Genomic DNA, 21122 nt, shown 5'->3' with positions numbered 1-21122 from the left:
CCCGAAACGGCAGAACAATAAAGGGCCTGTTAGGGCATTAAGATCATGCTCCTTTTTGTCCAAGCGTTCAGGCCTGAAGGTCTGCCCTTATGCGTTTCGGCTCAATATCGGTCAAGTATGGCTGGCCACGGACTTGCAGTGCCGTAAGCGGTTGGCGGCAGCCTGTAAGGCCAGTTAAGCGAGACAGGTTCTCGTGCCACGTCCAAAGCCGCAGTAACCGGGGGGAACACGTCTTCGCTCTTAGTCTCGCAATCGGCCTGCTAAGCAATAGCCAGATGGATCAGCACGTCAGACTGAGAGCACCCAGCCTGACGTGTGACGGACGCGCCCTGCCAGGGTTCGGCTAAAGCAGTCGGAGCCCTGACAAGCATGAGAATGGCGCTCTTTCGAGGCGTCGGAAAGGATCGAAACTACTCAGGATTATCACACGATCCGGCGGACAGCGGCTCGCGCCAGTAGCCCTGATAGCCAGAGCGACGTTCATTGCCTCGAACCTGGGAACCGGAACCTGGGGATCAAACAGCCACGGCAGCAGACTACTGAAGTGCTTACTCCGGTTAACTGCCGTGCCGTACGCAATGGGTTGCAGCAGGAAGTGGTGCTCGCCGATGAGCAGGCCCGTAACGCCCCGGAGAGCCATCGTAGTTCCCGGTCGTTGTCTGCAACCAGAACTCTAAGCCAGATGACAATGCAGTCGGCGGCTTAGCCCTCGATGTTCTCGATCACCCAACCCTTCTCCAATCGACTCTTCAGGCCGGCAATCGATGGGTGCCAGGTAGGATAGTCATCTGAGCCAGTCAGCACCGACAAGTCTGTCGCCGGAGGCACAGCAATCCCGATGGTGGTCAGGATGTCCGATCGCGGTGCCTTCACCACCGCGAGAATACAAGCTATCGCGATCACCCCGCACGCAGGCCAGCCCGCCCGCTGGATGACACCGCGCATACCTTCTAATCGTCGTTATCTCCCCCTAGCTTACTTGGATCCGTAAGGCTTGATCTGGGGCCAACTTAACCAGCCCGCTCGGGACCCGCGCGTTGGTATCCACCACCCCGGCACGGGACCCCAGCGTGATTGAGCCAAAAGCTCAATATCCTCGAGCACGATTCCCCTCGCCGCCATCAGGCGACCAGACTGCGAATTTGCGGCCTGATCCTGACCTCGCGGAGTCAGAGCACTGCTAATCGCCATCACTGCTTGTCGAAGACACTGCACCACGCAAGGTGGGCGGTGATAGGGGGGATAACGTCTTCTCACGGTCTTGATATCGAGGCGAAAATTACGCGGACTAAGAGAAACTTTTACTAATCAGATGGGATGCATCACTAGAATTGGAGGCTTTAGATGGAAATGCATAACTCAATCAACGTGATGGCTCATCACCACTGGTTTGACTGGATCTTCTTCGCGATAGTCGGCATCCCTTTAGCTTTGGCATGTGTTCAAATGGCACTGCCGGATTGTCTCGAGTCCTATATAAGCAGTGGCCGATTACGTGCGGGATCGGTAGAGACTCGCAAGCGCTAGCACGGGTCTCCTTCTACGCGACGCTGACCTTCTCGGCCGCAACGACGCCCGCGTGTGGCAGCGGTTGAGCAACAAGGGCCGCATCCCCGACGACTTGACTTAGGTCGATGACGGCCCACCCCGGCCGGTTCACATTTCCATCGAAGCGATTTGGGGGATCGGCAAAGATCCACAGGATTTGGAAAAGTAGGGACGCTTATCGGTATGAGTATGACGCATCAGCTTAACCCGCCTGACTATCAGGGTATTCCTGTACCTGATCGCCAAGCCCTACTTGAGGGAATGGCTCCCTTTCAAGCCTCGATGATTGGCCGCAGCCTTTGGCAAGTAGGCTCGACTCTTGTGGGCTTGATAATACTTGAAGCACTTATGTATAAGTGCCTACTGATAAGTAGAGTGCTGACTCTTTCTTTAGCACTGCCGGCTACGGGACTTTTGCTACGGATATTCGTCATCCAGCACGATTGCGGCCACGGCTCTTTTTTCCATGTGCGCTGGGCGAATGATATGCTGGGTCGCTTCTGTAGTCTGTTTACCTTCACACCGTATGCATTCTGGCGCCGTCAACACGCTAATCATCATGCGTCTTTCAACAACCTTGATCGCCGTGACACAGGCATTGATATCTACTCCACCTGCACAACGCTTGCGGAGTTTCGAGCTCTCTCCCCCTGGGGCCAGATCACATTTCGTATCACCCATCATCCGATCCTGACACAGCTTGTCTTTCCGCCGCTGGTGTTTCTGCTTCTCTACCGTGTTCCATTTGATGCTCCAGCGCACTGGCTTCGGGAACGGCGGAGCGTGTGGATCACCGACCTCATGGTTGTCTGTGTAGTGTTGGCGCTGGTCTCTCTCAACGGCGTATGGGCTGTAGTTATGGTTCAATTACCAATTCTGGTCTTCGCGTCGATCATCGGAATGTGGCTCTTCTCGGTGCAACACCGGTTTGAAGAGGCACAGTGGGCGCGACAGCCAGGATGGAACCTGATCCATGCAGCGTTGCGCGGCAGCTCGTATCTGAAGCTTCCGACCGTCCTGCAGTGGTTCACCGGCAATATCGGTTTCCACCACATTCACCACCTATCGGCCCGAATCCCGAACTACCGGCTGCAGGAGTGTCACGAGAGCCGGCCCGACTTGAAGTCAGTCACGACACTGACGCTGAGGCAGGCGCTGCTCGCTCCTTCCTTCACGCTTTGGGATGAGGCTCAAGGGTGCATGGTGAGGTGCCCTTGAGAGGCAGCCCCATCTCCTGGGAGGATCTGGAAATGCTGTCGGCGATAGAGGGAACGCGCTTGTGGTTCAGCGACCTTCTTCTCATAGATGCGTCGGCTGCACCCTTGATTGGGTTACCCGAGGGTCAGAGGTTCAGATCGCCCGACGGAAGACAGCCTTTGCCATGATCGCAGGCCCAACGACAAACGGGGAGGTCACGAGCATCTGCAGGCCGATGGCACCGAACAGCAGCAAGCTGGCTGCTACCACATCGGCCTGCCGGCTGGTGTAGATGTCGCGCCGGCTCTTCGCAATAGCATCAAATCGGCCTCTGGCAGCTTGGCCGCCGCCAGGGGCTGGCTCGAACAGGTTGCCATCCGAAGCGGGCGAGGACTCACTGCTAAGCTGGGAGGAGTAACCCTTCCTCGCCAACAGCTGGTCAATCACGCTCGGCGCAAGCCGGGCGGCCAGGATCATAGAAGGCGTGGAAGAGCCGACGAACACCTCACGCCACCTGTGCGTCGCCGCATACACGATGGCATCGGCGGCGACTTCTGGCTGGTAGGGGCTTGGCGCCTTGGTCTGCAGTCCCGTCTTATTGCGAGCCCAGTCGAACTGCGGCGTGTTGATCGCCGGGAGATGCACCATGGTCAGGTGGGTCGGGTTGCGATCGTGGATCAACTCGGAGCGCAGCGCCTCGGTAAACCCACGTAGAGCGAATTTGGCGCCACAATAGGCCCCCTGGATCGGAAGAGCACGCCACGCGAGAACCGAGCTTATCTGAACAATCGTGCCGCCGTTCATGTGCTTCAGCGCCGCCAGCGTGCCGTTGACAGCCCCGAGATAGGTTACCTCCGTCACCCGACGGATTTCGGCCGCCTCCATCTTCTGGATGGGGCTGTAGACCGTCACCATGGCATTATTCACCCAGACGGTGATGGTCCCGAGTGCAACTTCTATTGTAGCAGCTGCCTGCTCCAACGCGTCTGGGTCCGCCACGTCCGCGGGGACCGTATGAACCCGGGCTCCCTGGGCTTCGAGTTCCTTCCGAGCTTCTTCCAGCCTTTTAGCACCACGAGCAATGAGGCCAATCGAGTAACCCTCTGCAGCGAAGGCGCGTGCTGTGGCTCGACCGATGCCTGCACTACCACCAGTTATGACTACGACTTTCTGCACGGACGTGTTCCTTACTCTCTGCTAGTGCCAGCAGGGGGGCTTCGCGCTGATTGCCAAGATTGCGTCGGTCATGAGCCCGAAGATCACGTGCAGGGCTAGTTGGCAGCGCCTGGAAGGCTGTCCGGTTGCGGAAGGACGTCGCCCAATCCCTAAACACCGGCTCAAGCCGGTATCCTGCATCAGGAACAGGCCTGCTCCGAAAGGCACGCCATGCAGTGCGTCAACTAAGGGCAGGCGTGGTCGCATCACCCCATATGCCGCTCCCTGTAAGGCACCGAGCGCGTAATGCTGTGTCAGGCCTACTGTCGCATTCCCGGAGCGAGGAGGAACCTGGCCTTCCGTTGCCGCCAGTTTTGGTCGCTGGGCGAAATCCAACCCGGCAGAAGCCGCGTCGCCACACCCCTGATGAAGATTACCGGTCTCAACATGCCGGAAAGGGCATCACCAGCACGTACTTCTCGCAACTGGGCGCTGGCGATAGAGAGGTGCAAGCCCTCCGGATAAAGTGCGTCATGCCGGTCTACAGGCTCTATCCGCTCGGACCCTTCGGGACGATCACCGGTCCTGCGACCGACTACTACTGCGATGACGACCAAGCAGCCCTCGCCCTCGAGGAAAAGCTGCGCGCGCAGGGTCAGGATTTTGAGGTCTGGCGAGCCGCCGTCAAGGTCGGAAACTCAGGGCACGCAAGCATGGAAGCAGCGCTTGGTATCTCGTCGGGTAGCTCAACCGCTGCTGTGTGGCTGCTCCCGATCGGGGCTCCGGTAGCCACGGAACCGGAAGTTCGATGGGGCAGGCGCGAACTGATGTGATCCCGGTTCATAGTGGGTGCGTTGCGGTTGAGCGGCGTCCTCCGGCCGCTATGACTTCCCGAAGCCGGTTTTCGAGATCCCTGCTGTGGTAGGGCTTGGCGAGCACCGTGCTTCCGGCGAGGTCATCGGGCAGAACGCTGGATGCGTCGTATCCGGTGCCGAACACGAAAGGGATGCCGCGCGTCCTGAGCACCGCAGCCACGTCCCAGGACGTCTCGCCATCGAGATTGACGTCGAGCAGCGCCGCGTCAAACACCTCCGACCGGGCCAGCGTTAGCGCCTCGTTCCGACGTGTCGCGGGTCCGACGGTTACCCAGCCGAGATCATCGATCATGGCTTGGATTGCCATGACCAGAAGGAACGAATCCTCGACCACAAGAATCCGAAAGACTTCGGGAGGCGTCGCATCCGCCACCGTCGCCATCGGCTCGATGGCCGCCCGTGCCTCCGTGCCATTCTGTGCGGTCGCGCCGGAGTAGGAGACCGATGCCGCTGGTAGGAAGACGTCGCACACGACGCCGGTTCGCATGTAGTGCACGATCGCCCGGCCGCCCGTCTCCATCGCGAGCGCCTGTTCGATCAGCGTCGAGCCGAAGCCGCGGCGTTTGGGCTGTTCGACGAGCGGCCCTCCGATCTCGGTCCACGACAATTCTACGCCGCCGTCGCCGGCCCGCCGCCAACCCACAGCCACTCGCCCGGCAGGCGCGCTGAACGCGCCATACTTCGCCCCGTTGGTCGCCAGTTCATGAATCGCGAGGGATAGCGAGAGGGCCGACTTCGGCGTCAGGAGCATGTTGGGCCCGTCGAGGATGACGGCCGCATGTCCATCGGCATAGGGGCTGAGCTCCTCGCGAAGCAGCTTGTCAATCGAGACGCCTTCCCAGCGGCTCTGGGACAGCAGGCTATGGGCCTTGGCCATCGCCTGGATGCGGCCCTCCAGCCCTTTGACAAAGCCCGTCAACGAATCCGCGTTGCGGCTCGTCTGCACAACGAGGGCCTGGATGTTGGCGATAGTGTTCTTCACGCGGTGGTCGAGTTCGGCCATGAGGAGCTTATCGCGCTCGGCTACCCGCTTGCGTTCCTGCGCGGCCGTGTTGATCCGGCGCAGGACCACGTGGAGCAGGGAGACGCGCAGGTCGAACGCCGCATCGAGATCGGCCGGCGCCCACGGCAGGCACCGCCCACGGACCGTTTCCTTCCACACCTCGAAGGATTTTCGCGGACTGAGCCGATTGCCGTCCGGGCTGCTCACCACCCGCTTCGTCAGCTCGCCCGCCCAGCTGGATGTCCCGACGAGTTCCGGCCGGAACCAGATGATGAAGTCGGATCGTTGCTCCGACACCGAGATGACGAGCACGCCGGAGGCGACATCGGCGAAAGCAGCGCCGGGCGACCACACCTCGCTCAGCCTGTCGGTCGAGAACACGCCATCATTGTTCGGGACGTGGACGTTCAGCCACTCGATCAGATCATGGATCTGCCCCTGGCTGGGCGTTATTCCGAGGAAGGTCAACTGGCCCTTGATGCTGACCGCGACACCCCCCTGAGCTTCTCCGTCGGCGGAAGACGATCCGCCATGGATGTAGTCAAGCAGGTTGGGCGACTCCTTGGTTAATCCGGCCGCATAGTCCTCCGCGCTTGCCAGGTTGAGCATGAGGTTCTGGAGCACGGTGCGGCTCGCCAGCCGCTCGTCAAAACGCTCCCCCTTCTCGCGCGCCTCGAGCTGGAGCGAGAACATGGAACCGAACAGTTCGCATATGGCGCGCAGGTGCCGCGGCAAGATGCGGGGGCTGTAGTGGTGGCAGGCGATGAGGCCCCAGAGCTTGCCGCCACGGATGATCGAGATCGACATCGAGGCGTCGATGCCCATGTTTCGTAGGTATTCGAGGTGGATCGGCGACACGTCGCGCAGGATCGCCTGGCTCATGTCGAGCGGCTCCCCCGTACGCGGATGAGTGGCCGGCGTCAGTGGGGCAGGGTCGTAATCAACCCGGGTGATGAGCCGCAGTGCATTCTTCACGTACAGGGCCCGGGCCTGCTGGGGAATGTCAGCGGCCGGGTAGTGGAGGTCGAGAAATGGTTCGAGATGCGGCTCCCGGCTCTCGGCGATGACCCAACCGGATTCGTCGTGCATGAAGCGGTAGACCAGCACGCGATCGTATCGGGCGACGCCGCGAACTCGCTCGGCGGCAAGGTGGCACAGGGCCTGGAGCGAGGACGATTCGTCGAACCCCCGGACCATCTCCTGCACCCCTGCGAGCGGATCGGCTGCGAACCGGTCGCTGGGATCGGCGGCCTCGAACTCCATGACCAGCGACCCGGCGCTGCGGTGCAGGCTCGCATCGAGCGGTTGGCCGGCGATCACGCGCATCTGCGGGTCGAGCAGATGACGCGGCTTCACGAGGTCGAGCGCGGCCACCAGCCCGCGCAGGCTTTCGATCTGGTCGGGGCGAAACAGCAGCTCCACCGAGCGGCGCAGCAACTCCACGAGGGGTAGACCCAGAAGGCGGGGCGTGTCGCCGGCCGCTTGCATAACCTCCAGCGTGTCGGCGTCCAGCACCAGCATGGCGCCGTGCGGCAGAATCGCACCGGGAATGTGAATTGGCTCCTTGTCGCAGTTCGTGACGTCAGTGGACGCCTTCGCGATGCCGAAGTCAGTCATAGGCTACAGTGCTCCGTCCATCTTTTACCAGGTCTCGGCAAATAAGCCGAACGCCCGCACTCTTCATCCGCTGCATCGTCGAAAGAAAAGAGGCGCCAGATCAAGGCCATCAGCATCAGTTGCGGCGGCAGCACCACAAAGATCCGGCGGATAGCACGGCGTGGCCGCCCCAAAAGCCAACTTAAAGGAAAGTCGCCCAGCTGTATCCAGCTCATTACTCGCAACCACACAACGCCGAAAAAGCAGCCCTCGCGCAGTAGTTGCCCACGTTGCCTGACATCAATGTCTACTTGGTCACAGTAAGATCGACTTTAGCCAAGCAAAACGATCTTGAATTACATTAGTTTAGCGATAGCGGAACGGATTGTGCGTACTTGTGAGTCAACGGTCTTGTATTAGTGCATCTGTTCCGCGGGAGGAAAATACCAGATTAAAGCATTTTATCCAAATAGGCCGTGACAGCATAAGTGCAGCGGGTGCGCTGAACCTGTCCGGTCAAGGAAATCCCTACATATGGATCTTGTCACGATTTCGACATTGACCGATATTTGTGGCGCGTCCGACGTTCGCACTGGAAGCGAAACCGAAATACGCTCTAAGTGGAGCCCATCTAGGCCAGCCGCTCTACTGCTTGAGGAGAAGTCGATTGAGTGACGAGCTGCAGAACGACCGGCTAGCGATCACTCCAAAACGGCGTGGTATGATCCGACACGTAGGGCTTAGTTTCGCTGGTATTGTAGCAACAGGGGTGCTTGCATCCAGCACGAAGGCGTCCGCTGCGGCTTTTACAGATGCGGATTTGTTTAACTTTGCCCTAAACTTTGAATATCTTGGTGCCAACTACTATTTGCAGGCGGTTACTGGTAAGGGTCTAGATGCATATGCCAGCATCGCCGGTACGGGGACGCCGGGAAATGTGGTGGGGGGCTCGCCTGTGCCGTTTAAAACACCTGCCCTTGCATATTATGCCCAACAACTTGCGAATGATGAACTCGCGCATGCCCTCTTCCTTCGCGACGTCCTCGGAGCCGCAGCGATCACCCAGCCAGCCGTGGATTTGGCTGACAGCTGGACAGTTCTCGCCTTGGCGGCAGGCCTAATAAGCCCGGGGCAGACGTTCAACCCATTTCAGGACGAGGTTAATTTCCTGCTTGGGGCCTATGCAATTGAGGATGTTTGCGTGACCGGCCTCACCGGTGCAGCAGCGTTGTTGACTAGTCCAACGAATATTGCTTATGCCGCGAGCCTGCTTGGTGCTGAAGGCTACCATGGAGGGGCCATCCGCGGGTTCCTTTCTGATATTGGAGCAGGCGTTGCAACAAATGCAATCTCTAGCCTGCGCGCAACATTGTCTGGAGTTGGCGACAACGGTACGAGCGCCGACGGTAATCCCTTCAACATCACAAACGTCGACTTCAACGGACAGGCTTATCGCCGCACTCCGTCACAGGTGCTTTCTATCCTTTACGGTAGCAGCGTCAGCGGGACAGCAAGCGGTCTGTTCTTCCCCTCCGGAGTCAACGGCATCATCAACATTGTCTAGTTAAGACATCGCGAGCTTTATGTTGTCGTAATCAAAAACTTGAGACGCATTTAACGCGAGTCCGAAAGCCGGCAGCGCCGCTATTAAACTTAAGTGGCCGGGATGTACTGGCTACAACTTGGCGTGGTCACAGAATTTGTCGTCAGCCGCATGCGGCGCAAGGCCGGCGTTGCCAAGGCTCATCCTTAAGATCACAAAATGTGCGCCCTATCTGGTAGCACAGCCGGCGACCCAGACCCGGATCAGGTCGGTATCTTGGGTATCTTCAGCAGAAGCGGGATCACATTTACTTCCCAGCGCGTTGTGCGTCACGATTGCGGAAGAACCGCGTCACGCTGATAAAAGTCCTACGGAACAGTTGCGCGGCCTCGTGCAGGAGCCTGCGCTGCCTCTCCGTTTGTACGACGACGTCGTCGGTCTGCAGCACATGCATGCGGCACTGGATGCAGCGCATCAGCGTGCCCATTTATATATTCGCTATAATCACGCCGGAGCTTGCTGCTGGTCGACTGGGTGCCGTGTTTGAACTTTGGGCGTCAACGGCTCCACCGAGTTATCGACGCGGCATCAAAAGTGGAAAATGGCACCAGAGGCTGAGCAGGCTTCTCGGCAAGGAGAGCCACCGCTGAGGCGGGTTGTAAGCTATTTACCCATGCATCCTATTATTACGGCGGGCGATGCATCCCTACAGTATGCCACACGTCCACCCTGCAGTTACGATAATCGGAGGCTGTTCATTGTCCGGGACTGAGGAAAGTCGATACTGGACCGTGCCTCCGAGCGTGCGTAGGCGCTATGGGAGGAAGCCGGCCGGCCGCATGATTGGTCGGAGGAGTTTTGGCGTCAGGCTAGCGAGGAGGCCGAAGCCGAAGACGCTGCCGAGGTAGGTAATCCTCTGAAGATCGTGGCGACTGATCGCTAACAGACACAGTAGGCGTTTCGCCGATTTTTCCCAACCAGAGACGCCGCCCTTGCATCTATTTTGCTAATGGCTATGGCAGCGAACTGCTGGGCTACGAATCTACTTGACGTCACCGGCAGGCAACGGATTAATACCGTTCACCGGCACGGTATAAAAGCTTTGTGGTTGATGGAATTCCGGCTTCTAGCAGGCGGCCGATGACCAGAGAGGGCTGTGCGCTTTTGCTCTGCTTAGGCCCCGATTGTGGGGCTTTCCTCGTCCGTAAAAGAAACTGGATTCTCATCTGGACTTCTCTTGATCAACCTACAACAGAAATTGCCTTTTACTAACCAGCGCAGGTTCATGAATGTGATCGATTACTAATGTTCGGCCCCGATGACATTGGGGAGCAGCCTTGCAACAGAGACAGACACGACAGACCGAAGCATCTGCGTTCCATCCTCAAGTCTAATACTGATCTCGACCGCGGCGGTCTGTTCACCCTGATTGACCTCATCGGCCAGCAGGGCAACCGCGCCGCGCACGCCGGATGCCAGTGCATCTTCAGGCCGCTCATACTGTGCGCCATCATCGCGTGAGAAGAACGTCGAATTGGTCGCATGAATAAAAAGCTGCAGCATATTGTCGCCTCCGCGAGGCGAAGGTTGTTCCCTCAGTCATCAGCGCCTCAATGACCGTGCCGACGATGACGTCTTCTCGCACAAGCAACGATAGAAAACAATATACGAAGTTAATGTTCTCGATTAACCTCAGTTATAGGCGCGCAGTCGTCTGTGGAGATAGTTATCGTCAAAGCCGGAGATGCGGGTGAGTATTTCCGGTCCCAGAATGCGCAGCAACCCGCGCTTTAGCTCGATCGCCCCGGATCGGCGAAGGTCTTGCAGCATCCGATTAACGTGTACGGGCGTCATCCCAAGGGCGTCGGCAAGGACGGTCTGCGAAATTGGAAGTTCGAGCTCGTCGCGATTGGCCAAGCCGGTTCGAACACCGCGGATATACAGTTCGAGGAGAAGATGGGCGACCCGCTCGGCACTACTGCGACGACCCAGGCTGACAATCCAGGCCCTTAGCGTGCTCTCGTCGATGAGCTGTGCCACATACATCGCCCGGGCAATGCGCGGGTGGTTGGTCATCAGATCGGTCAGCACCGTGCTTTCGATCTTTGAGACTTGCGCATGGGTGGCGGTCTGAATGCTATGATCCATCTCCGCCAGCATGCTGATGTTCAGGTCGCAACAATCACCCGGTATCAGGAAGGCGATGATCTGCCGCGTCCCGTTCGGTAGCACCTTGTAGCGAAACGCCCATCCCTCCAGGACTACGAGTACGGGTCCTGGCTGATCGCCTTCCCTGATGAGATCCGTACGAGGCGGGAACGTCTGAGGGCGACCTGTGGCCTCTTCAAGCGCACGGATGTCTGCAGCGGTAAGCTCAACAAATCCCTGCAGTTTTTTTATAAACTGGTTCACCATGCGTCGCGCCTACACACAATATCTTTAAAACGATATAGTTGTAGGTCAATAACATATGTTTACGTTGGAGTCATCCTCTCCAGCTTCATCAGGTCAATCGAAGGGAACCGAAAGGCTGCTTAACCAACCCAAAAAGTCACGAAGAGAAGTGCGACGAGAACCGTCAGCATCAAGGTTGTCAAGAAAAGCATCGTTGCCAGCTGATGGCACTCTTGATCAAGCCGACGAGTGGTGGCCTCTAGTTCCTTCTTCCTGTCTGCTTCCTTCCCGTTCACTTCGAAGACGTTGTGGATAGGCCCGTCTTTAGCGTGAGGACTCACAACATAAGACATGCGACGTCTCTCCAGGCATAGGCGGTCTGAAAAGGGCTCGTGCCTGGACGGCTATCCTGCATCCTCTGGACACTTCGGCCGCGTCACGAGTAGCCCGTCATCATTGTGTTCCAGCAGCACCTGCTGACCTGGCTTCCAGAGCATTGCGTGTAGGAGAAAGCCCGGGATCCTTGGGCTTCCATCTGGCGCAATGCCAGTCTTGTCTTGAGCAAAATCGTCAGCCATAGGTCGCTTCCTTGCTTTGAGATGTCTCAAGGGATGGCAACACATCTTTTGTTGGCTTGAGGTCCTTGCTATCCAGCGAGGTGAACGGTCGGAGCCTCGTAGTGCCACGCCAGATCTCGGCGCGCTGGCCGCCCGCCCATACCGCGCGCACTAGGGCGATGGCCGTCTGGTCATCGGCACAGTCGTGATTGAAGGCAGACACGATCTTGTCGTTGGAGTCGAGCGTATAGAGCCGATAGTTCGACATCTCAGACCCCTGGCCGCAGAAGCGAGAAGCTGAAGCCTCCTCAGTCGCCAGCGCCTCTTTGATATGAACTGGCGATAAGCACCTGTATCAAGAACACGTAATATTTTTGCTAACTTCAATCAACCTTTGGGAACTTTCTTCAAAAACATTGCCGGCGGGAGACCCCTTTTCCTTCTTGCTCCAAAGCAGCAAGCCGTCAGTCTCGTGGCGCACGACGGCACGGCGGTGTTGCTAGGGCGGGTTCGACACCCGCGCGACAAAGCCAAGGTCGAAACCGCAGTGCTGATCGTTGAGCGGTTCATCCTGACGCGGCTGCGCAACCGGCGGTTCGTGTCGCTCGGCGAGCTCAACGAGGCGATCCATTCGATCCAGGGCGACCTGAACGCCCGGCTGATGCGCAAGCTCGGCGCGAGCCGGCGGGAGTTCTTCGACAGCATTGATCGCCCGGCGCTGATGCCGCTCCCAGGCGAGCCCTACGCCTACGCGGAGTGGAAGCGCTACCGGGTAGCACCGGACTACCACGTCGAACTACACGGGCAATTCTATTCGGTCCCCTCTCGACTGATCCGGGAAATGGTCGAAGCCGGCATCACCGACGCGACGATCGAGGTGTTCCATGCCGGTCAGCGAGTCGCGGCGCATCCGCGGTCGGCGCTGCGCCGGCGGCATACGACGACACCTGAGCATATGCCGAGCGCCCATCGCCGCTACGCCAGCTGGACGCCGGCGCGGATCCAGTCGTTTGCCGCCGAGGTCGGTCCGGGCACCGCCGCCCTGGTCGAGACGATCATGAGCGCCAAGCCGCCAAGCCGCACCCCGAGCAGGGTTTCCGCGCCTGCCTCGGCATCCTACAGCTTGCGAAGACCTACGGGAACGGCTGCCTGGAGGCGGCCTGCCAGCGCGGCCTCACCATCGGCTTGCGCAGCTACGGCTCGGTCGCCTGGATCCTGCGCAACGGTCTCGATCGGGCATTCCAGGACGATCCAGTCCCCGACACCGCGCCCGTGCTGCACGAAAACATCCGCGGCCGCGGCTATTACCACTTAAAAAGGAGATCCGATGCTCGCCCAGGAACGCCTGATCGCGCTCGGCCTTGGCAGCATGGCCAAGGCGCTCGACGACCAGCGACGACAGCCTGATATCGCGGCGCTGAGCTTTGTCGAGCGGCTGGCGCTGCTGCTCGACGCTCTACGAATAGGCGGCATGACCGCCAGCGCCGGGCCGCTGGCACTGGAGGGTGCACCACCCGACGAAGGTGAGTGGGAGCAGGCGCCGCTCGCACTCCGGCGGGAGAACGAGGCGCCGGTACTGTCGGTCGGCGGGTTCGAGGGGCCGCTAGGCTGTCTGCTCGAGCTGGTGCGGACACACCGCCTCGACCTCTCCCGCCTGTCGATCGTGGCGCTAGTCGAGACTTTCGCTACAGCGCTGGAGCAGGCGCTGCAGCAGGATGGTGACCCGACGGACAGCGTCTTTGTTGTCGCGCTGGGCGGACTGGCTGGTGATGGCGGCGACGCTCACTCAGGTGAGCGCTCGGCAGATCCTGCCTGCAGCAGAATCAGAGGCGCAGGCAGCCGCCCGCGAGGCGGAGGGGCTGCGGCGGCGGCTGCTCAGCTGGCAGCACCTTCAGGCCGCCGCCGACTGGCTTGAGCGTCGGCAGCAGCTCGAGCTGCATGTGTCGGCGCGGGGCAGGCCAGAGGCGGGGGTCGGAAGCGTTGCGATCGAGGGCGGTGAACTCGCTGAGCTGATGCGGGCCTGTCTGGCGGCGCTTGCACTGCCAGATCAGATGGAGGAGGCATACCGGCTGCCGTTGCGCACCCTCTGGCCGGTGCCAGATTCGATCGCCCGCATCCGCGACCGGCTTGTGGTCCTGCCGGATGGCAGCGCTCTGACGTCCTCCCTGCCAGATCTGCAGGCAACGGACGACTTCCGGAAGGGATCGGCAATCGCGGGCTTGTTCGATGCCGGGCTTGAACTCGCACGAGCCAATCTATTGATGCTGGACCAAGCCGAGACCTGGCAGATAATCCTGGTTTAGCCAGCGAAACTGAAGTCGAAGCCGCGAGCTCCAATTGCTATTGGCGAAATCTTGTAGCGCTCGCTGTTCAACCATCCGACCCGAGCCGTTATCCACGTCAAGAAGTATGGGGCAGGTAAGGTGGTCAACTCCACGCAGATTCTATCGTGAGCAGACTGGGAACCATGAGAGATGGCACGAATGGTCGGCCTCATCTAACCTGGGTTAATAACACAAAGGTTAGTGCTACCACGATTAAGAGTAAAATGTTAAATTTAACTTTGATGCGATGCAAAAGAAGATAGTTTGTGCTGATTTCATGCATCCAATTTCGCATGCGGCGTGGATTGGTTGTAGCGGCGTCGATCGGACACCGTCAGCAACAATGTGCGGGATGTGCACGCGGAGCTCCAGATGAAGCGCCTTTTCCTCGCAGCGACTTCACTATTAGCGTCTGCCGCACTAGGGGCACACGCCTATGCCTCCAGCCATCGGGAAGCCCCGATGATCGCTGGTATGCCCAGACTTGATGCCAGTGACTTCTTTCTGTTTCGAAGCTATGAGCCTGGGCGGTCGAATTATGTCACGATGATTGCAGATTATGTGCCACTTCAGGACCCAGGCGGCGGACCCAACTTCTTCGACATGGAACATAACGGATACTACGACATAAACGTCGACTCTGATGGGTCGGGAAAGCCAACTTACACTTTTAGATTTCGTGTCTATCCGGTAACTCGCAATCTGACCGTTTCTGTTGGTGGTCAGAACGTCGCCATCTCGCTCATCAATGACGGGCAGATCACTACAACAAACGACGCTGCGCAGAATACCGGCGAGGTCTACACGATCTCCCTGGTCACCTACCGCAACGGCGCGCCAAGCGAGGAACTTCTCAAGGATACGAGTGGGCAGACCTTGTTCCAGAAGCCGGCGGACCGGATTGGCGACAAGTCGATCCCGAACTACGCGGCATATGCCGCAACTTTCACCCACGATATCGTTGTCCCGGGATGCGGCACCGGTCGTGTCTTCGTCGGTCAACGCAAGGATCCGTTCGTCGTCAACCTCGGCGAGACCTTTGATCTGGTCAATTACGTCCATCCGATCGGTGAGCAGTACAAAGCCTCCGCAATGGACGACCTCGCCGGCAAAAACGTGACCTCGATCGTCTGGGAGATCCAGTCTGCCTGTTTGACCCATGTCGGCGATCCGGTTGTTGGCGCGTGGACGACCTCGGACCTTGGCTCGAAGGACTCCTATGGTAGGACCACTTACCAACAGGTTTCGCGGCTGGCGAACCCGCTGGTCAACGAGCTCGTGATCGGCCTGAAGGACAAGGACAAGTTCAATATGTCTCTGCCTGCTAACGATACGCAATTTGGTCAGTATGTCACCAATCCGACGGTTCCTGCGCTCATCCAGGCGCTGTTTCCCACCGCCAAGGCGCCGACAAAGATTCCGCGTGCCGATCTGGTGGCGGTCTTCCTGACCGGCATCAAAGGCCTGAATGCGCCGGTCCGCCTGAATGCGGCCTCCGAGGAGATGCGGCTCAATACCAGTACTCCGATCACACCATACGGCTCGCAGAACCGGCTGGGCGTGATCGCCGGGGATAAGGCAGGCTATCCGAACGGCCGTCGGCCGGGTGATGACGTCGTCGATATCACTCTGCGGGTCGCAATGGGCCGGCTCTATGCACTCGGCCTCTATGGCACTCCGGCCGATGCTCCCGCCGGGCTGTTGGACTTCACCGACGGTGCCTATACCGATGACACCCACTACTTAACGGCATTTCCCTATGTGATGCCGCCGCTATCGGACAGCCATCAACCGGTCCACGAGTAGACGTACAGGCGTTGCGGATGCCCGCTCTGCAGGCAGTCCAACGATCGACTGCCGGCCGTGCTGGTGCGAGACGGTTCTTGCACCAGCTCTCTGTCATGCTGGTCTGGACGCTGCTGTTTGATCCTGTTGCGCAAGCGGCACCCTTTTTGCCGAACTCCGACAGCCAGGTTCTCGAGCAGGTTCCAGAAGCTCTGGACTCTGCCGGTGGGGTGCTGCGGGCCATGAACCGGAAGCTCGCAGACGACCGTAAAAACCTTGCGCTCGCGTTGCAGGTTGCGCGGCTCGAGATCGGGCTGTCCCGCAGACTGGGCGACCCGCGCTTCCTTGGTCGTGCCGAGGCAGCGCTCGCGCCGTGGCCGATCGGGCCGCCTACGCCGGCCGACGTCCTGCTCTTGCGCGCGGTGATCCTGCAGAGCAACCACGATTTCGCCGGTAGCATCACGGCGTTGCAGCGGGTGGTTGCCCTCAAGCCTGGATCGGCGCAGGCGTGGCTCACCTTGGCCGCGGTCCACCAGGCGCAGGCGGAGTACCCTTCAGCGCTCCATGACTGCGGCCAGTTCGCCGACCGCACCCTCGGGCTTGCTCCTGATATCTGCACAGCATCGGTGATGGCACTTACTGGCCATGCTCAGCTTGCCCTGCGGGCCATGGGGATCTCTCTCTCCCAGAACCAGGCGGAAGCACGTGCTCAACCGGCCGTTGCAGTGTGGGCTATCACCGTGCAGGCGGAGACAGCCGACCGTGTCGGCGAACCCGCAGCGGAGCGGTACTACCAGGCTGCGCTCAGGCTTGATGCAACCGATCCCTATCTGCTTGCTGCCTGGAGCGACTGGTTGCTCGATCATGATCGTCCACGCGACGTGATCGCCCTGCTGTCCGGCCTCACGCGGATCGACCCTCTGCTCCTACGTCTTGCCCTGGCGGAGCGCGCGATCGGGGATGGTCAGGCTGCGACCCATATCGCCGATCTCGCGGCCCGCTTCGAGACCAGCCGGTTGCGTGGCGAGACCGTGCACCGGCGCGAGGAGGCCCGGTTCGCGCTTCATCTCCAGCAGCAGCCACAACGGGCGCTGCAATTAGCCAAGGCGAACTGGACGGTCCAGCGTGAGCCGGCCGATGCGCGGATCCTGCTGGAGGCGGCTCTCGCGGCCGGAGCGCCGCGGGACGCCGACCCGGTCCGGCTCTGGCTACGCATCAACGCTGTTGAGGCGCCACGCCTGACCGCCCTGGCGGACGGTCACATCAAGCCGATTTCGGGAGGAAAGTCATGACTGCGGACTGCGAGCACCCATCATTCCCGGCGGCCAAACGCAATCTCCCACAACAGGCCGGGAGGCTTCGTTCGTGCTCGGCTTGATACAGAGCCTGATGCGAGGCCGGTCCACCACCCGAGGCAGGATCGTCCTGATCTATGCTCTCCTTGTGGCCGCAAATGTGGCGGCGTGGCTCTGGGCGTTGAGCACTTTTCGGCACTATCCCCTGCTTCTTGGCACTGCGGTCCTGGCCTACAGCTTCGGATTGCGCCATGCAGTGGATGCCGACCATATCGCCGCGATCGACAACGTGACCCGCAAGCTGATGCAGGAGGGCAAGCGCCCGGTCAGCGTCGGCTTTTTCTTTTCCCTGGGCCACTCCACTATCGTGGTGCTGGCCACGGTTGCCATCGCCGTGACCGCGACCGAGTTCAAGGCCCAGTTCGATGCCTTCAAGGCCATCGGCGGCGTCCTTGGCACCGCCGTCTCAGCGGCCTTCCTCTTCGCGATTGCGCTGATGAACCTGTCGGTCCTGCAAAGCGTCTGGCACTCCTTCAGGCAGATCAGAGATGGCCATCCGGCTTTACAAGACGAGACGCAACACTTCACGATCGGCGGCGGCGTTACGGCGAGGATCTGCCGTCCGCTCTTTCAGATTATCGGCAAGTCCTGGCACATGTATCCTCTCGGATTACTGTTCGGTCTTGGCTTCGACACCGCAACCGAAGTCGGCCTGCTCGGGATTTCAGCAGCCCAGGCGACAAGCGGGCTGCCGATCTGGTCGATCCTGGTGTTCCCCGCCTTGTTCACGGTCGGAATGTCGCTGATCGACACCACCGACGGTATCCTGATGCTTGGCACCTATGGCTGGGCGTTCCTCAAGCCGATACGCAAGCTCTACTACAATATGACGATCACCGCCGTCTCGATAGTGGTTGCCGTTCTTGTTGGCGGTATAGAAACGCTGGGACTGATCGGTGATGAACTTGGATTGCAGGGCAGTCTTTGGATAGCAGTCGGCTCGCTGAACAACCATTTCGGTAGCCTCGGCGTTGTCATCATCGGTGTTTTCGTCGCAAGCTGGATCCTGTCAGCGATCATATATCGGCTGAAGGGATATGATCGGCTCGGCGCCGATGCCTGACGCAGCACGAGCATTGCACCATCTGCTGCGTCTCCAGGTCGGAGTGCTGTGTCTGCTGATCGTTCTGAGCGTACCGGCCTTCGCACACAGCAGCAGCTCGAGCTACCTCACGGTCGTCAAGGACACGGATAAGCTGTCGGTGCAGTGGGAGATCGCGCTCCGCGACCTCGACTACGCTATCGGGCTGAACCCGACCGGCCGGATCACCTGGGGCGACCTTCGGGCCCGGGCTCCGGCCATCGCGTCTTACACCCTGCCGCGACTTCGCCTGGACGCCGGTGGTGGACGGTGCCGGCCCGGCCCGGTCACTCTGCTTGCGGACGAACGCGGCGGGACCGGCTATGCCGTACTGCGCTTTATCGCCAGGTGCCCGGGGCAGGTGCACCAGGTCGGCATTGCCTATTCGCTCATGTTCGATCTCGATCCGCAGCATCGGGCTCTGCTGGACTTCATTGCCGGTCCCTCATTTCATGTTGCCGTACTGTCTCCAGACCGGCCCCGGGTGGCCCTGGACGCCGATGTCGGGCTCGGTCGAACCTTTTTTGATTTCGGCCGCGTCGGTGTCGATCACATCCTGTCGGGACCTGACCACCTGCTCTTCATCGCGATCCTGCTGTTTCCAGCAATGTTTCGGCGTGTCAATGCGGGTGCCTGGCTGCCCGTCCGACGGTTCTTCCCCGCCTTCCTTGAGACCACCAAGATCCTCAGCGCCTTCACGATTGCGCATGCCATCACCGTCACCGCCGCCGTGCTCGGCTGGGTGAATGTTCCGTCCCGCCTGATCGAAGGCGCGATCGCCCTGACCATCGTGGCAACCGCACTGGACAACATTGTCCCCATCCTGCCACGGCGCCGGTGGACGATCGCCTTTGGGTTCGGCCTGATCCACGGCATGGGGTTCGCCGCAGCGCTCGGGCCCCTCGCGCTGCCGCCACTCCCGCTTGCCGTTGCGCTGCTCTCCTTTAACCTCGGTGTCGAGGCAGCTCAGATCGCGGCGGCCTCGATCGTTCTGCCGCTGGGATTTGCACTGCGCAATATGCACGGCTATTCGGCAAAATTCATCCCTGGTGCGTCGGGGCTGGCCGGCCTGGTGGCAATCGTGTGGTTCATGCAGCGAACGTTGCAGATCCTGTGAACGAGGCAAATGATGCAGAGACCCGCCATCGCGCTCCTGCTGCTGGTATTTCCCTCCGTTGCTTACGCGCATAGCGTCAATGTTGAACTGCGTGGGCCGGGAACCGCCGAGGTGGTCTTCCGCTATGCGGATGGATCGGCCATGCGGGATGCGGAGTATCGCGTCTTCGCTCCTGGGAACGGCCCGTTTCCGGTGGCCACTGGAGAAACTGATCCTACCGGTCAGGTCCCACTGCATGCGACCACAGACGGGCGCTGGCGTATCGAGGTCGAGGACAGGATCGGGCATGCCAGCCAGGCGCGCATCGACGTGACGCGCGGCCTGGTGGCGGTTCCCGGCCAGACCGTTCCGGATTGGTTCGTCGCCATCAGCGTGATGCTAAACACTCTCTTGGCCATCCCGCTGCTGGTTCGATACCGGCAATACTTTCCCCTCAGACGGAATACCTCGACATGAACCCGGCCGACCTGATCCAGACCTCCTCGCTCGGTTGGCTGATGGGCATCGGCCTGCTGCTCGGAGCGTTGCATGCCCTGGAGCCGGGGCATGCCAAAACGCTCATCGCGTCATTTGTCGTAGCCACGCGCGGCAGCGTGCCGCAGGCGGCCCTGCTCGGCTTGTCGGCTGCGGTTTCTCATTCCCTGTTGGTCTGGATACTGGCCGGGCTCGCGATCTACCTTGGCAACCAGTTCATCGGAGATGAAGTGGAACCCTGGCTGCAGCTCACCTCAGGCGTAGTCATCGTCGTTATCGGATCGACCATGATCTGGCGACTTGGGCGGAGGGCTGCGCATCTGCAGCCTGAAAGCACTGGCCCCAGAGGCGGCAAGACGTTCCGGACGACCGACCGCGTCGTGGAGCTGAGTGTCTACGAGGAGCAGACGCCACCGGAGTTTCGGATCCATTTCTATGATCTGGAACTCGGGGCCGTCGCTCCACCGGACGCCGGCTCGATCTCATTGCAGACCGTCTGTAGAGCAGGAACAAGGCAAGCCTTTCACCTCACCGTCCGAGACGGCTATTTGGTTTCGAGCGAGACGATCCCGGAACCGCATGATTTCGCGGCTGCCTTCTCCCTTATGGAGGACGGCCGGCGGCACGACCACACGTTCCAGTTCCTCGGACCGCACCCTCATCTGGCAGCCCATCAGCACGACCATCATCATGAGCATGGGCATCACCACGAGCACGTGCGCCACGGCCATCATGACGCGCATGCTCAGGCTCATGCCGCCCAGATCAGGCAGCATCTTCACGGTCGGTCGGTAACGACGGGTCAGATCGCCTGGTTCGGCTTGAGCAGCGGACTGATGCCATGCCCGGCTGCCCTGACCATGCTCCTGATGTGCCTGCGGCTGAAGCATGTGGCGCTCGGAATTGGCCTCGTTAGTGCCTTCAGCCTTGGCCTCGCAGCAACCCTGGTGATGCTGGGTGTTGTCGCTTCTCTCGGCATGAGACACGCCGTACGCTACCTGCCGCGCTCGGATCGCTGGATGGAGGTGCTGCCCTATTGCTCGGCAACTCTGGTGATCGGTGTCGGCGTCTTTATGAGCGTCACGGGCTTCTCAGCGTTGCCTTGAGGCAATGGCGCC

17 protein-coding genes are annotated in these 21122 nt (G+C 60.0%); 11 read left to right on the top strand and 6 right to left on the bottom strand.

Annotated features, from left to right (window positions below):
• Positions 1 to 702: 702 nt before the first annotated feature.
• Positions 703 to 945, bottom strand: coding sequence for a hypothetical protein (locus FE263_RS20585; protein WP_138327920.1), 243 nt, complete (start codon positions 943 to 945; stop codon positions 703 to 705).
• Positions 946 to 1731: 786 nt separating this feature from the next.
• On the opposite strand from FE263_RS20585, the gene FE263_RS20580 reads away from it, so the two are divergent.
• On the top strand, positions 1732 to 2766 hold the full coding sequence (locus FE263_RS20580) for a fatty acid desaturase family protein (RefSeq protein WP_138327919.1): 1035 nt from the start codon (positions 1732 to 1734) through the stop codon (positions 2764 to 2766).
• A gap of 132 nt (positions 2767 to 2898) precedes the next feature.
• Here FE263_RS20580 and FE263_RS20575 read toward each other — a convergent pair whose 3' ends face one another.
• Positions 2899 to 3921: an SDR family oxidoreductase gene (locus FE263_RS20575; protein WP_138327918.1), complete on the bottom strand. Its 1023-nt coding sequence runs from the start codon at positions 3919 to 3921 to the stop codon at positions 2899 to 2901.
• Positions 3922 to 4433: 512 nt separating this feature from the next.
• Here FE263_RS20575 and FE263_RS20570 point away from each other — a divergent pair.
• Positions 4434 to 4733 (top strand): hypothetical protein, encoded by a 300-nt coding sequence (locus FE263_RS20570; RefSeq protein ID WP_138327917.1) that lies wholly within the window; start codon positions 4434 to 4436, stop codon positions 4731 to 4733.
• 7 nt (positions 4734 to 4740) lie between these two features.
• On the opposite strand, the gene FE263_RS20565 is transcribed toward FE263_RS20570, so the two are convergent.
• A complete protein-coding gene (locus tag FE263_RS20565) occupies positions 4741 to 7395 on the bottom strand; it encodes an HWE histidine kinase domain-containing protein (RefSeq protein WP_138327916.1) in 2655 nt (884 codons plus the stop codon).
• A 646-nt stretch (positions 7396 to 8041) separates the two neighbouring features.
• Between FE263_RS20565 and FE263_RS20560 the strand changes: the two genes are divergently transcribed.
• Complete coding sequence (locus FE263_RS20560) at positions 8042 to 8938, top strand: ferritin-like domain-containing protein (RefSeq protein WP_138327915.1); 897 nt, start codon at positions 8042 to 8044, stop codon at positions 8936 to 8938.
• A 1281-nt stretch (positions 8939 to 10219) separates the two neighbouring features.
• Here the strand turns inward: FE263_RS20560 and FE263_RS20555 are convergent.
• From FE263_RS20555 to FE263_RS20545, 3 genes are all read right to left on the bottom strand, one after another.
• The gene (locus tag FE263_RS20555; RefSeq protein WP_138327914.1) at positions 10220 to 10480 is read right to left on the bottom strand and encodes a hypothetical protein; all 261 of its coding nucleotides are present in this window, start codon (positions 10478 to 10480) and stop codon (positions 10220 to 10222) included.
• A 129-nt stretch (positions 10481 to 10609) separates the two neighbouring features.
• A complete protein-coding gene (locus tag FE263_RS20550) occupies positions 10610 to 11332 on the bottom strand; it encodes a Crp/Fnr family transcriptional regulator (protein ID WP_138327913.1) in 723 nt (240 codons plus the stop codon).
• 549 nt (positions 11333 to 11881) lie between these two features.
• Entirely contained in the window at positions 11882 to 12136 is a 255-nt protein-coding gene (locus tag FE263_RS20545; RefSeq protein WP_138327912.1) for a hypothetical protein, read from the bottom strand.
• A 126-nt stretch (positions 12137 to 12262) separates the two neighbouring features.
• Here FE263_RS20545 and FE263_RS20540 point away from each other — a divergent pair, with 126 nt between their 5' ends.
• The 8 genes from FE263_RS20540 to FE263_RS20505 all read left to right on the top strand — a co-directional run bounded on the left by FE263_RS20540 (position 12263) and on the right by FE263_RS20505 (position 21110).
• Positions 12263 to 13183 (top strand): transposase, encoded by a 921-nt coding sequence (locus FE263_RS20540; RefSeq protein WP_138327911.1) that lies wholly within the window; start codon positions 12263 to 12265, stop codon positions 13181 to 13183.
• A gap of 12 nt (positions 13184 to 13195) precedes the next feature.
• Positions 13196 to 13783 carry an IstB-like ATP-binding domain-containing protein gene (locus tag FE263_RS22850; protein ID WP_138327910.1) on the top strand — a complete coding sequence of 196 codons (588 nt, stop codon included), beginning with the start codon at positions 13196 to 13198 and terminating at the stop codon, positions 13781 to 13783.
• 781 nt (positions 13784 to 14564) lie between these two features.
• Complete coding sequence (locus tag FE263_RS20530) at positions 14565 to 15998, top strand: DUF4331 domain-containing protein (protein WP_138327909.1); 1434 nt, start codon at positions 14565 to 14567, stop codon at positions 15996 to 15998.
• A gap of 95 nt (positions 15999 to 16093) precedes the next feature.
• Positions 16094 to 17269 carry a tetratricopeptide repeat protein gene (locus FE263_RS20525; protein ID WP_138327908.1) on the top strand — a complete coding sequence of 392 codons (1176 nt, stop codon included), beginning with the start codon at positions 16094 to 16096 and terminating at the stop codon, positions 17267 to 17269.
• A 73-nt stretch (positions 17270 to 17342) separates the two neighbouring features.
• Positions 17343 to 18395 (top strand): HoxN/HupN/NixA family nickel/cobalt transporter, encoded by a 1053-nt coding sequence (locus FE263_RS20520; protein ID WP_240760001.1) that lies wholly within the window; start codon positions 17343 to 17345, stop codon positions 18393 to 18395.
• The gene (locus FE263_RS20515) at positions 18370 to 19530 is read left to right on the top strand and encodes a HupE/UreJ family protein (protein WP_138327907.1); all 1161 of its coding nucleotides are present in this window, start codon (positions 18370 to 18372) and stop codon (positions 19528 to 19530) included. Before FE263_RS20520 ends, FE263_RS20515 begins: the two co-directional genes overlap by 26 nt.
• 9 nt (positions 19531 to 19539) lie before the next feature.
• Positions 19540 to 19986, top strand: coding sequence for a hypothetical protein (locus FE263_RS20510; RefSeq protein ID WP_138327906.1), 447 nt, complete (start codon positions 19540 to 19542; stop codon positions 19984 to 19986).
• Entirely contained in the window at positions 19983 to 21110 is a 1128-nt protein-coding gene (locus FE263_RS20505; protein WP_138327905.1) for a HoxN/HupN/NixA family nickel/cobalt transporter, read from the top strand. Before FE263_RS20510 ends, FE263_RS20505 begins: the two co-directional genes overlap by 4 nt.
• Positions 21111 to 21122: the final 12 nt, after the last annotated feature.

This window comes from Lichenicoccus roseus, from assembly GCF_005844085.1.
In the GTDB taxonomy this organism is placed as follows: domain Bacteria; phylum Pseudomonadota; class Alphaproteobacteria; order Acetobacterales; family Acetobacteraceae; genus Lichenicoccus; species Lichenicoccus roseus.
Note: the sequence above shows the minus strand (reverse complement) of the source record. Positions and strands in the feature narration are given on the sequence as shown.